The organism is Bacillus sp. NS1 (assembly GCF_058248265.1).
In genome coordinates this window covers 1-12,570 of the sequence record NZ_JBZAZF010000005.1, presented here as the reverse complement: position 1 = coordinate 12,570, position 12,570 = coordinate 1, and the positions used below count along the sequence as shown (strand labels likewise).

Below are 12,570 nucleotides of genomic sequence, written 5' to 3'. Positions count from 1 at the left end.
TCCTATTTGTTTAATCAATTACTTTTGAAAAAAGAATTTCATCCCGAATCAAAATGCCATTATCAGCTTTCTCGGGAATCTCTGGCTTGAGGCGCCTCGCTTTTTCAACTGCGTTCGGAAACAATGCGGCGAATTGATAGCCTCTCTTTTGATAAAACGCCATCGCATGTACATTATCATTCGTTGTGATAAGCTTTATTTGATGACAATGTGCATGTTTAGCCGTCTCTTCAACCTGATGCAGTAAAGCTGTGCCGACTCCTTTCTTTTCAATGATACTATCTAATGAAATGATTTCACAATCTTTTCCATGTATCACGTAAGTAATATAACCGATGATTTCGCCACTCCCATCTACAGCGGCATAGCCATCTAATTCATCACATCGAAAAATGCCGCTGGAAATCACCATCTCGGGTGAACCCCAATGCTTGGCAAAAAAATCGGTCATCAAATGTTTCGACAACTCACTGCTTGAGACGATCTTCATCTTAACCCCCCTTACTAGAAAATATGTAATATCAATATATACAATAAATAACAATAAGAAAATAGATATTGAGGTGACGGCATGAAAATCAACGATGTCATTTACGGGCAACACCATGTAGACGGGGTGCTGGAAGAGCTTATCAAGAGCGCGCCGGTGCAAAGATTAAAAGGAATCTACCAAGGCGGAGCAAGCTTTTTAGTCAATCAAAAGTGGAATGTGACCCGGTATGAGCACTCCATCGGCGTGATGCTCCTTATTAAAAAGCTCGGAGGAACCGTAGAAGAGCAGATTGCAGGCCTGCTCCACGATGTGTCACACACGGCTTTTTCCCATGTAATTGATGTTGTCTTTGAAAATGAGGCGGAAGACTACCATGAAAACATCTTTCAACAAGTCATTGTTCACTCTGAGATCCCGGGTATTCTAAGAAAACACGGTTATGATGCCGAAGAACTTTTATCAGACGATACGAGATGGACATTGCTGGAACAGCCCGCACCGGAGCTCTGTGCCGATCGGACAGACTATACGCTGCGGGATATGTACCGATATGGGCACATTAGTTTGCACGAAGCACAAACTTTTTTGGATCATCTTATTGTGAGAAATGGAAGGATGTTTCCGGAAGGTATCGAAGCCGCCGAATGGTTTGTCACGGTGTATTACAAGGAAGTGATAGATTTCTTTTTGAATCCCGTGAATGTATATGGATATGAATATTTAGCGCGAACGTTGAAGGCCGCGCTGCGGCATAAAGTCATATCCCCAGAGGATCTGCTGAAAACGGATCAAGAGGTGCTGAACATCCTGCACGCATCAAAAAATGAAGAAGTACTGAGCTTGCTTAAACATATTCATCCCCGTATCCAAGTAAAAGAAGATAACTTCCAGTACGATTTCCATCAAAAGAAGAAAATGCGGCTCATCGATCCATCCATTTTTCATCATGACGAATGGGTCAAAGCCTCTGCTGTATCTGAAAACGTCAGAAAAATGGGAGAGGCCGCTTATCAAAAAGCAAAAAAAGGTGTGTATATAAAAGTGTTGCATCACTGATTGCCGTGTAACAGCGGCTTTTTTCAAGTTTGATTAAGCAAATCAAAGGGAATAGGACAAACTGCGGGAACGTTTTATGAGAATATCAGCGTATTTACATACCGTTCGGGGGTATAGTATTATCGAGAGAGCATGTTTGCTTGCGGATATGCGGTTTCATGGTCTGCGGGCAAAAATCACAGAAAAAAATGAAGCAAAGGAGAATGAACATGAAAGTCTCTAAAAAAGCACTGGGAATTCTGATGTTATCTCTTATTTTTGTTTTATCAGCTTGCGGCAATAACAATAGCACGAAAGAAAACACTCATGAAAATCATTCAGATTCATCATCACATGAAGAAATGGAGCATTCCGGATCAGCTGATGTACCAGAGGGATTACAGGAATCTAAACATCCGAAATATAAAGTAGGCAGCCAAGTGGTCATCAATGCATCTCATATGAAAGGCATGAAAGGTGCCGAAGCTACAGTGACAGGAGCCTATGACACAACGGCGTATGTTGTCTCTTACACTCCGACAAATGGAGGACAGCGCGTGGATCATCACAAATGGGTGATCCAAGAAGAGATCAAAGATGCCGGAGATAAAACGTTAAATCCCGGAGATCAGGTGATTTTAGAGGCTTCACATATGAAAGGCATGAAGGGAGCAACAGCCGAGATCGACTCAGCAGAAAAAACAACCGTATACATGGTTGACTATACATCGACAACAAGCGGTGAAAAAGTGAAAAACCACAAATGGGTGACCGAAGACGAGCTTGCAGCGAAATAATAAAAAATCCTCCTTTTACAAGGAGGATTTTTTTGCTGTCTGAACAGGTCTTGTTAACGAAATTAAGGCAAACAGGACAGCGATAATGACAATCGATCCGCCGCACCATGCCGTTGAGACAACAGTTCCCGTTTGATCCAGAACAATACCGCCAATGGCTGAGCCAAGAGCAATTCCGACTTGGAGGGCAGACGTGTTAAAGCTTTGCTGAATGTCAGACGAATCTGGTGCGATTTCAATTAAATAGCTTTGCTGAGCGGGGGCGAGGCTCCAGCTCAGAAGTCCCCAAATTACCATGACAGGCAAAAAGAAAATCATAGACGATGTTGACAGCGGCAGTAAGAACATAATGATGGCAAAGGAACCGGTCACCAGCAATATGCTCTTAAAGGAACCAAGCCGGTCAGAAAGCGCACCGCCGAAAGGACCTCCGCACACAGCAGATATCCCGAAAAGGAAATAACAAACGCTGACCCAGAAAGAGCTCAGGTGAAGAGTCTCTTCTAAAAACGGTGCAAAGTAAGCGTATAGCGTGTAGTGACCCGCTAATGTAAACATCGTGACGAGGTGTGAACTCGCGATTTTCAGATTGCCAATCGTCTTGAGCTGATCCCGGAAAGGAATCATTTTCTCCGCGGGTATTCTTTCAAAGAAGATTGAAATAATCAGCATGGAAACCAGCGCCAACAGGCCGATGCCAAGGAACAAAATGCGCCATCCGAAGGAATCGCTGATTAAGATGCCGAGCGGCACGCCTAATGCGATAGCGGAGCTGAATCCCATAAAAATAATTCCAATGGCGCGCGCTCTGTATTCAGGCGCTACAATTTTTGGGGCAATCGTTAAAGAAAGTACAACAATCAGCCCTGTACTCATCGCAGCCAATACCCTTGATACCATCAGCGTTGCAAAATTAGGGCTGAAATAGGCCACAAGATTGCTAAGGAAGAAAACAAATAAGGCAATTAAATATAAACGCTTCCGCTCAATCTTCGCAGTCAATGCCAAAAGCAGCGGCCCTGACACTGCATATCCCAGCGCAAACACACTGATCAGCTGCCCGGCTGAGACAATGGAAATGTCTAAATCATTTGCGATCTGAGGAAGAATCCCTCCCACAATTAATTCAACCAATCCGACTGCAATCGTAGAAGCTGCAAGCAGGAAAACTTTAAAATTCATAACAAACTCCTTTACTTAAATGTTTTGACAAATAAAAAAATCCTGATTACAAAAAATGTCATAAACAAATTTTGTAATCAGGATTTTACGGTTCCTGGTAGACACCCTCAAACCATATTATTGAGGTTATACAAGTGATAATAGCTATTTAATTGATTCGTTTCCGTGATGAGTGTACCACATTATGAATGAATCTTCCATAGAAAATTTTACAAAGCGGTGAACCGGACGAGTATATGATTATATTTATTTTTTAAAAGTATAGACATTTAAATATAAATGACTATAATAAAAATTGTAAGCGTTTTAACCATAAGGGGGGATAGCAGTTGAAAAAAATATTACTTGCGTGCAGTTCAGGAATGTCCACAAGCTTATTGGTGACAAAAATGAAGGAATACGCACAATCCATTGGAGAGGAAGCGGAGATTTGGGCAGTCGGCCAAGATAAGGCGAAAGAAGACATGAAAGAAGCGGATGCTGTTTTGATCGGCCCACAAATGAGCTTTCTGAAAAGCGAACTGCAAAAAGAGGCGGATCAATACAATATTCAGGTTGAAGTCATTGACATGATGGCCTACGGAATGGCAGATGGCAAAAAAGCGTATGAGCAGGCATTGTCATTAATGGAGAATCAATAATGGAACAGATGAAAATCACGGATTTAACAGACGAACAAATCAGTTTTCAGCTTATCCTTCACAGCGGCAATGCCCGCAGCTGCCTCATACAATCACTGCGCACCTACAAAGAAGGGAACATGGAGAAGGCGGATGCCCTCATTGCCAAAGCTGAGCAGGATTTATCCGCGGCCCATGACATTCACTTTCAAATGATACAGAAAGAATCCGGCGGGCAAGAGGCGGCTTTCTCCTTGCTGCTTATGCATGCGGAGGATCACCTGATGTCAACATTGACCATGAAGGAATTAGTGAAAGAACTGCTTGATCTCTTTAAAACAAAGAATCTATAAACAATCGGGGTGGATAGGGTGTTCGAAAAAATCAGCCAATTCCTTGTTCCAATTGCAGGGAGGTTAAACAACAACCGCTATTTGCAAGTGCTGCGTGATGCATTTATGCTGGCTTTCCCGCTTACGATATTCGGGTCCATTTTTGTGGTGTTAACGAACCTGCCATTTTTAAACAAAATCATGAATGCCTCAATGCTGACATCGTTTCAGTCTCAATTCGGCATTGCCTCCACGGCGACTATGGGCATTATGTCTGTCTTTGTTGTCTTCGGGATAGGCTATTACCTGTCAAAAAGCTATCAGGTCGAAGCTGTATTTGGCGGCGCGATCGCTTTGGTTTCCTTTTTGCTCTTAACGCCATTTATCGTTCAGCCGGAAACAGGAGATGCCATTACAGGGGTTATCCCGGTCGACCGTCTCGGTGCAAAAGGGATGTTTCTTGGCATGATTACGGCATTTCTTGCTGGTGAAATCTACAGAAGAATTGTTCAAAAAAACCTGACGATCAAAATGCCTGCCGGTGTTCCGCCCGCTGTAGCAAAATCATTTGCCGCACTTATTCCGGCTTTTATAACTTTAACCGTGTTTTTGCTGATTAACGTTCTGGTGACTCAGCTTTTTAAAACAAATATGCATGACGTCATTTACCATGCGATTCAGGCTCCGCTTGTCGGACTTGGAAGCGGTATCATCCCGACGCTGATTGCCGTATTTTTCATTCAAATCCTTTGGTTTTTCGGACTGCACGGACAGATTATTATCAACTCCGTGATGGACCCGATTTGGAATACCCTGCAGGTAGAAAACCTTTCTGCTTACACGGCGGGAAAAGAAATCCCGCATATTATTTCAAAACCGTTTATGGAGATTTATACAGTAGGGATGGGCGGAACCGGGATGACGCTTGCGATTGTGTTTACCATTCTCATATTCATGAAAAGCAGGCAGATGAAGCAAGTTTCTAAACTTGGCCTCGCTCCCGGTATTTTTAACGTAAATGAACCGATTATCTTCGGGCTTCCGATTGTCATGAACCCGATCATTATTGTGCCTTGGGTATTGGCGCCGATGGTAGTTACGCTCGTCACCTATCTGGCCATGTCAGCCGGGCTCGTTCCGCCTCCGACTGGTGTTACGGTACCGTGGACGGTTCCATTATTCATTAATGGCATCATGGCAACGAACTCGATCATGGGTGGCGTCATGCAGCTTGTCAATCTGCTGATTGTCTTCGTGATATGGTTTCCGTTCCTGAAAGCGATGGATAAATTAAATCTGGCAAAGGAAAAAGAACAGGCTGTTAAGGAAACAGCTGCTCAGCAAAATGATAACAATATCAAAATGTGACATAAGGGGAGAGAGACCTTGACACAAACAGAACAATATCGTTTTCCGAAAGATTTTTGGTGGGGATCATCTGCCTCAGCAACACAAACGGAGGGTGCCGCCGATAGAGACGGAAAAGGGCAGAATATATGGGATTACTGGTTTGAAAAAGAACCGCATCGTTTTTTCGATCATGTTGGGCCCGCTGCCACATCTCAATTTTACGACAACTATAAAGAAGATATCAGGCTGATGAAGGAGCTTGGCCACAACTCGTTCCGGATGTCGATTTCCTGGTCGCGTTTAATACCGGACGGAACAGGAGAGATCAATACGAAAGCTGCAGATTTTTATAGTAGCGTCATTGATGAGTTGATCGCAAACGGAATTGAGCCTTTTGTCAATTTGTTTCATTTTGATATGCCGATGGAACTTCAAAAAACCGGCGGCTGGGTAAACAGAGAAACGGTTGACGCTTATGAAAACTATGCAGGTACGTGTTTCCGTTTGTTTGGCGGCCGGGTGAAAAAATGGTTTACGCATAATGAACCGATCGTCCCCGTAGAAGGCGGATACTTATATGATTTTCATTATCCAAACAAAGTCGATTTTAAAGAGGCTGTCCAGGTCGGGTTTCACACAATGCTATCAAGTGCCCGTGTCATTCAGGCATATAGGGAGATGAAGCAGGACGGAAAAATCGGCATCATCTTAAATTTGACGCCTTCATACCCGAGAAGCAGTCATCCGGCGGATGTGAAGGCCGGAGAAATAGCAGATGCATTTTTTAACAGATCCTTTTTAGACCCTTCTGTTAAAGGGGAATTCCCAAAAGAGCTGGTTGAGATTTTGAAGAGCGAAGGCTTTGTGCCTGATTATAAGAAAGAAGATCTTGAAGTCATCAAACACAATACGGTCGATCTGTTGGGTGTGAATTATTATCAGCCGAGACGTGTAAAAGCAAAAGAACATCTTCCGAATCCTGACGCTCCTTTTTTGCCGGACAGGTATTTTGATCCTTACGTCATGCCGGGCCGCAAAATGAATCCGCATCGCGGCTGGGAGATTTACGAAAAAGGCGTTTATGATATTTTGATCAATTTAAAAGAAAACTACGGGAACATCGAGTGCTTTATTTCGGAAAACGGCATGGGAGTCGAAGGCGAGGAACGCTTCAGGGATGAACAAGGCATTATTCAAGATGAGTACCGGATCGAGTTTATAAAAGAGCACCTCAAATGGATTCACCGTGCCATCCAGGAAGGATCGAACGTAAAAGGCTATCACTTATGGACGTTTATGGACAACTGGTCTTGGACAAATGCCTATAAAAACCGATACGGGTTTGTATCAGTCAATCTCGAAAAAGACGGGGAAAGGACCGTCAAAAAGAGCGGAAAATGGTTCAAAAAGGTAGCTGAGCAAAACGGTTTTTAGATTTTCGAAGGATACTGATCTTCCGGCAATCATCATGATGAATAGAGATTACAACCAGCCGCAACATTGATGAAATAGGGAAAAGAACTTATGATATCCGTAAAAGCTTATGTGATATTAAACTCTAACAGCTGCCGGAGGATACCAATGAATAAATACGAAATCATTGCAAATGAAATGAGAAATAGAATTAAAAATAACGTATATCCAATCGATCAGCCCATTCCCGATGAAGTATCTCTTGCAAAAGAGTTCAACTCAAGCCGCATGACGATGAAAAGAGCCTTGGATAATTTGGTTGCCGAAGGGCTGCTGTTTAGAAAACGGGGTCATGGCACGTTTATTATTCAATCAGCGATACAAGATGACCATGTCCATGTCGTGAGTAATGAAATCCTCGGATTGACCAACTTGCTGAAAGATAAGGAAATCAAAAGCAAGATCATTCAGTTTGAAGTGCAATTTCCCACAGAAGACGTAGCTGCTCATTTGTCCATTGATCAGAAAACACCGGTTTATTATGTTGTACGGCTGCGGATTGTAGAGGGAGAGCCCTATGTATTGGAAAAAACATATATGCCGACTCATTTAATACCGGGCATTAATGATGATGTCCTTCATGATTCGGTCTACAACCACATCACAAACGAGCTGCAGCTGAAAATAGCCGGATCGCATCGAAAAATCAGGGCATGTAAATCTGATCATATTGACCAGGAGCATCTGGGCTGCAAACAGGATGATCCAATTCTTGAAGTCGAACATGTGGGCTTCTTAGATAATGGCATTCCATTTGAATATTCCTTTTCACGTCATCGGCATGACAAGTTTGTCGTCACTTCGGTAAACATACGGCGCTGATCGCAGAGATAACAAGGAGGCCATCTGTATGCTTGGCGGTATTGAAGCAGGCGGCACAAAATTTGTTTGTGCCGTCGGTAAAGAGGATGGAACGATCATTGACCGACTAGAGATCCCCACAACGATGCCGGATGAAACGATAGAGAAAGTCATTCAATATTTTCGCCAATTCTCATTACAGGCCATCGGCATCGGCTCCTTTGGTCCCGTTGATAACGATAAAACCAGTAAAACCTACGGAACCATTACAGCCACGCCGAAAACAGGCTGGAGACACTATCCCTTTTTGCAGACCGTTAAGAATGAAATGGAAATTCCAGTCGGATTTAATACAGATGTCAACGCTGCGGCGCTGGGTGAATTCCTTTTCGGTGAAGCGAAGGATATAGACAGCTGCCTGTATATGACGATTGGAACTGGCATTGGCGCAGGAGCTATTGTAGAGGGCCGGCTTCTTCAGGGGCTGTCACATCCAGAGATGGGTCATATTTATATTCGCAGGCACCCGGAGGATGAATACCAAGGGAAGTGCCCATATCATAAGGACTGCTTTGAAGGCTTGGCTTCCGGTCCCGCCATAGAAGCGCGCTGGGGAAAAAAAGCTGCTGATTTATCTGATATCAATCAAGTCTGGGAACTGGAAGGGTACTATATTGCCCAAGCGCTGGCTCAGTATATTTTGATCCTTGCACCTAAAAAAATCATTCTTGGCGGCGGCGTCATGAATCAGAAACAAGTGTTTCCTTATATTTATCAATATGTTCCGAAAATCATGAACAGCTACTTTGATTTTTCTGAATTATCGAAAAGTATAAGTGATTATATTGTATCTCCACGTTTAGGCGGTAACGCTGGAATTATCGGCACGCTTGTTTTAGCGAATCAGGCCTTTCAAGCAGAATCAGCATCGGGGGAGGTGCGGTCATGAGGCACCCTTTATTTTTGGAGCCTATCTTTAAAGAAAGAATATGGGGAGGAACAAAGCTTCGTGACGTTTTCGGCTACGCAATACCCTCAGTTAGAACAGGTGAATGCTGGGCCGTTTCTGCACATGCCTATGGCTCGTCGGTTGTTAAAAACGGGCCGATGGCAGGAAAGACACTAAATCAAGTATGGCAGGATCATCCGGAGGTTTTCGGTTTTCCAGATGGAAAGGTGTTTCCGCTGCTGGTAAAGCTGCTGGACGCCACTATGGATCTCTCCGTGCAAGTACATCCTGATGATGATTATGCGATACTGCATGAAAACGGTGATCTCGGAAAAACGGAGTGCTGGTATATTATTGATTGCAAAGATGACGCCGAACTGATTTTGGGCCATCACGCAAGCACAAAGGAAGAGTTCAAACAACAAATAGAAAGCGGGGATTGGAATGGGCTGCTGAGACGCATCAAAATCAAGCCCGGAGATTTCTTTTATGTCCCAAGCGGTACGCTTCATGCTATATGTGAGGGAACCTTTGTCCTTGAAATCCAGCAAAACTCTGATACAACGTATCGCGTATACGATTATGACCGCTGTGTTGACCAAGGCAAAAAAAGAACTCTTCATATAGAAAAGGCCACCGAAGTCTTAACGATACCGCATATCGATAAAGTGCATACACCGAAAGTGAAAGAAGATAATAACGTGGTGATCACTGCTTATGTACAATCGGATTATTTCTCAGTGTACAAATGGAAAATTAGCGGCCGAGCTGTTTTTCCTTCTCATCAAACTTATTTGCTGGGGAGTGTTCTGAGCGGATCAGGACGAATCGTAAATAATGGTATTCAGTATGAGTGCAATGCAGGCTCACACTTTATTTTGCCTGCCCAATTTGGCGAGTTTTCAATAGAAGGAACATGTGAGTTGATAATATCTCATCCTTAATGAATGGGGGAATTGCATTTGTTTAAGAAACCTACGATCTCTTTGCTCATTTTATTTTTACTTGCGTCTTGTATTTTAGCAAAACCAATGGAAGCCCATACTGTGTCGCCTGTAAATCCTAATGCACAGCAGACAACACAAGCAGTGATGAATTGGCTTGCTCATCTGCCGAATCGAACAGAAAACAGGGTCCTTTCCGGAGCGTTTGGAGGCTACAGTCATGACACATTCTCTATGACCGAAGCTGAAAGAATCCAAAGTGCCGCGGGACAATCACCTGCTATTTACGGCTGTGATTATGCCAGAGGGTGGCTTGAAACAGTAAACATTGAAGATTCAATTGATGTAAGCTGCAATAGCGATTTACTCTCGTATTGGAAAAGCGGAGGAATCCCGCAAATCAGTTTGCACTTGGCGAATCCGGCTTTTCAGTCAGGGCATTTTAAAACACAGATCACAAACGATCAATATAAAAACATATTAGATGCATCAACAGCGGAAGGGAAACGGCTGAATGCCATGCTCAGCAAAATTGCTGACGGACTTCAAGAACTGGAGAACCAAGGTGTGCCTGTACTGTTCAGGCCGTTGCATGAAATGAACGGTGAATGGTTTTGGTGGGGACTTACATCATATAATCAAAAGGATAATGAAAGAATCTCTCTATATAAACAGCTCTACAAAAAAATCTATCATTATATGACCGACATAAGAGGACTTGATCATTTGCTATGGGTTTATTCTCCCGACGCCAATCGAGATTTTAAAACCGATTTTTACCCCGGGGCGTCTTACGTTGATATTGTCGGATTAGATGCATATTTTCAAGATGCCTATTCGATTAACGGATACGATCAGCTAATAGCGCTTAACAAACCATTTGCCTTTACAGAAGTTGGCCCGCAAAATGCAAACGGCAGCTTCGATTACAGCCTGTTGGTCAATGCAATAAAACAAAAATATCCTAAAACCATTTACTTTCTGGCTTGGAATGACGAGTGGAGCCCAGCTGCAAACAAGGGTGCATCAGCTTTATATAACGACAGCTGGACACTCAATAAGGGAGAGATATGGAATGGTGATTCTTTAACACCTATCGTTGAATGAATACGAAGCAGAAGGTGCTCAAGAAGTTTCTTGAGCACCTTCATACCTGATCAGGCATTCATATCGCCTAATCCAGGACTGTGTTCATTTGGCATTTCCGGAAGCACTGGAACAGGGAACCCTGCCGGAGGCTCTATTACTTGTAACTCTCCGCCATTTCTGCTCGGGGATGTTCCTTGATAGATTTCGCCAATTCTTGTCTCATCCAATCTGAAGTTAAACTGCGCATTGTGGTAGCCTAATTCAACATACTTTCTGCACTCAGGGTATTTATTAATGTCGTAATTCGGCACAGGTAAGAGCTTCGCCCACTCAACGCCTAATGTCTCGAGCGCTTTCGCAAACGCATTCTGGTGAGCATTGTCGCGTACAATCAGAAAAGCAAGAGTTTCCCGAAACGTCTGATTCGAGCTCATTTCATAAATTCTTGTTTTTTGCAGCACGCCTGTTGATTCAAGAAGCAAGTTATCCAATAGGTCGGTAATTAAGTTTCCATGGTTATACACCCATGACCCATTCCACGGATTGCCTCCTGCATCAACAGGTAAGGAACTTTGCGCCCCAATTATATAATGATGAGGGTTAGCATGTTTAATCGCTTCATCAAGTGGTGCCTGATCTGCACCTTGACTGCCGACTCCTTCTCCGCCTGATTCATCTAATAGAGCATTAATTGTGTTTTGAACCAGTTCAACGTGGGCAATCTCCTCTAAAAAAATGCCACGGAGCAGATCGCGGTACTGTTTTTGTTTTCCTCTGAAATTGGAGCTTTGGAAAAAAACTGCATCATCGTACGCATTTCTCCGTAATGACCGCCCAATATTTCCTGAAGGACCTTAGCTGCTGCCGGGTCTGGCTTATCTGGCTTAATGATATTTATCAGCTCTTCTTTGTAGTAATACATAACACGCCTCGTTTCTTTTCTAGTGATTGGTTTCTTATATCCTTTGTAAAAGGAGATAAAGTCTATACATGATAAAGCGTGAAAGAATAAAATAAAAAAAATATAGAAAAAGTATTGACCGAATGAAATACACATGGTATATTGTTAAACGTCGCTGATGAACAGCACGAAACAAAACGGAAAACAAAAAAGTTTTTCTAAGGTGTTTACAAATTTTTAAAAACGTGTATAATAAGAAAAGTCGAATTGAAAAAAAGATTTGCTCTTCAAAAAACATTTTAAAAACTTCTTGACTTTAACTTCAAATGATAGTATGATAGTTAAGTCGCTTGATAAGCGCCCGTAGCTCAATTGGATAGAGCGTTTGACTACGGATCAAAAGGTTAGGGGTTCGACTCCTCTCGGGCGCGCCATTATAAGATACCACGCGGGTGTAGTTTAGTGGTAAAACCTCAGCCTTCCAAGCTGATGTCGTGAGTTCGATTCTCATCACCCGCTCCATTATTAGAATGATCTTTGAAAACTAAACAAGACAAAACGTACCTGTTAATTCATTTTTATAAAATCGCACAGCGATGTGCGT

12 protein-coding genes, 2 tRNA genes, 1 pseudogene and 1 riboswitch are annotated in these 12,570 nt (G+C 42.9%); of the genes and pseudogenes, 12 read left to right on the top strand and 3 right to left on the bottom strand.

The annotated features are described in order from the left end of the window. Positions 1 to 10: 10 nt before the first annotated feature. Complete coding sequence (locus AC4CV5_RS17205) at positions 11 to 490, bottom strand: GNAT family N-acetyltransferase (protein ID WP_248602484.1); 480 nt, start codon at positions 488 to 490, stop codon at positions 11 to 13. 81 nt (positions 491 to 571) lie between these two features. Between AC4CV5_RS17205 and AC4CV5_RS17200 the strand changes: the two genes are divergently transcribed. Together AC4CV5_RS17200 and AC4CV5_RS17195 are read left to right on the top strand one after the other, a co-directional pair. Beyond that, positions 572 to 1,549, top strand: coding sequence for an HD domain-containing protein (locus AC4CV5_RS17200; RefSeq protein WP_326222546.1), 978 nt, complete (start codon positions 572 to 574; stop codon positions 1,547 to 1,549). Positions 1,550 to 1,707: 158 nt separating this feature from the next. Beyond that, positions 1,708 to 2,325: a YdhK family protein gene (locus tag AC4CV5_RS17195; RefSeq protein WP_166854122.1), complete on the top strand. Its 618-nt coding sequence runs from the start codon at positions 1,708 to 1,710 to the stop codon at positions 2,323 to 2,325. A 15-nt stretch (positions 2,326 to 2,340) separates the two neighbouring features. Here the strand turns inward: AC4CV5_RS17195 and pbuE are convergent, their stop codons facing one another. After that, on the bottom strand, positions 2,341 to 3,507 hold the full coding sequence (gene pbuE, locus AC4CV5_RS17190; protein ID WP_248602486.1) for a purine transporter PbuE: 1,167 nt from the start codon (positions 3,505 to 3,507) through the stop codon (positions 2,341 to 2,343). 54 nt (positions 3,508 to 3,561) lie between these two features. Next, positions 3,562 to 3,661, bottom strand: a riboswitch (purine riboswitch). Between the two features lie 175 nt (positions 3,662 to 3,836). Here pbuE and AC4CV5_RS17185 point away from each other — a divergent pair. The 8 genes from AC4CV5_RS17185 to gmuG all read left to right on the top strand — a co-directional run bounded on the left by AC4CV5_RS17185 (position 3,837) and on the right by gmuG (position 11,083). Then, positions 3,837 to 4,148, top strand: coding sequence for a PTS sugar transporter subunit IIB (locus AC4CV5_RS17185; protein WP_166854120.1), 312 nt, complete (start codon positions 3,837 to 3,839; stop codon positions 4,146 to 4,148). Further along, complete coding sequence (locus AC4CV5_RS17180) at positions 4,148 to 4,480, top strand: PTS sugar transporter subunit IIA (protein WP_166854119.1); 333 nt, start codon at positions 4,148 to 4,150, stop codon at positions 4,478 to 4,480. The genes AC4CV5_RS17185 and AC4CV5_RS17180 overlap by 1 nt, the downstream gene beginning before the upstream one ends. Before the next feature lie 18 nt (positions 4,481 to 4,498). After that, positions 4,499 to 5,827, top strand: coding sequence for a PTS cellobiose transporter subunit IIC (gene celB, locus AC4CV5_RS17175; protein WP_166854118.1), 1,329 nt, complete (start codon positions 4,499 to 4,501; stop codon positions 5,825 to 5,827). 18 nt (positions 5,828 to 5,845) lie between these two features. After that, the gene (gene gmuD / locus AC4CV5_RS17170) at positions 5,846 to 7,243 is read left to right on the top strand and encodes a 6-phospho-beta-glucosidase GmuD (RefSeq protein WP_490923418.1); all 1,398 of its coding nucleotides are present in this window, start codon (positions 5,846 to 5,848) and stop codon (positions 7,241 to 7,243) included. A gap of 147 nt (positions 7,244 to 7,390) precedes the next feature. After that, entirely contained in the window at positions 7,391 to 8,104 is a 714-nt protein-coding gene (gmuR, locus tag AC4CV5_RS17165; protein ID WP_166854116.1) for a transcriptional regulator GmuR, read from the top strand. A gap of 28 nt (positions 8,105 to 8,132) precedes the next feature. Further along, positions 8,133 to 9,032: an ROK family protein gene (locus AC4CV5_RS17160; protein WP_490923417.1), complete on the top strand. Its 900-nt coding sequence runs from the start codon at positions 8,133 to 8,135 to the stop codon at positions 9,030 to 9,032. Next, the gene (gene manA, locus AC4CV5_RS17155; protein WP_490923415.1) at positions 9,029 to 9,976 is read left to right on the top strand and encodes a mannose-6-phosphate isomerase, class I; all 948 of its coding nucleotides are present in this window, start codon (positions 9,029 to 9,031) and stop codon (positions 9,974 to 9,976) included. Before AC4CV5_RS17160 ends, manA begins: the two co-directional genes overlap by 4 nt. A gap of 18 nt (positions 9,977 to 9,994) precedes the next feature. Then, positions 9,995 to 11,083 (top strand): mannan endo-1,4-beta-mannosidase, encoded by a 1,089-nt coding sequence (gmuG, locus tag AC4CV5_RS17150; RefSeq protein WP_490923413.1) that lies wholly within the window; start codon positions 9,995 to 9,997, stop codon positions 11,081 to 11,083. 50 nt (positions 11,084 to 11,133) lie between these two features. On the opposite strand, the pseudogene AC4CV5_RS17145 reads toward gmuG, so the two are convergent. Continuing rightward, a pseudogene (locus AC4CV5_RS17145) lies at positions 11,134 to 11,987 on the bottom strand (manganese catalase family protein). A 336-nt stretch (positions 11,988 to 12,323) separates the two neighbouring features. Between AC4CV5_RS17145 and AC4CV5_RS17140 the strand changes: the two are divergent. Continuing rightward, positions 12,324 to 12,400, top strand: a tRNA-Arg gene (locus tag AC4CV5_RS17140). A gap of 14 nt (positions 12,401 to 12,414) precedes the next feature. Next, positions 12,415 to 12,488 (top strand) — tRNA-Gly (locus AC4CV5_RS17135). Positions 12,489 to 12,570: the final 82 nt, after the last annotated feature.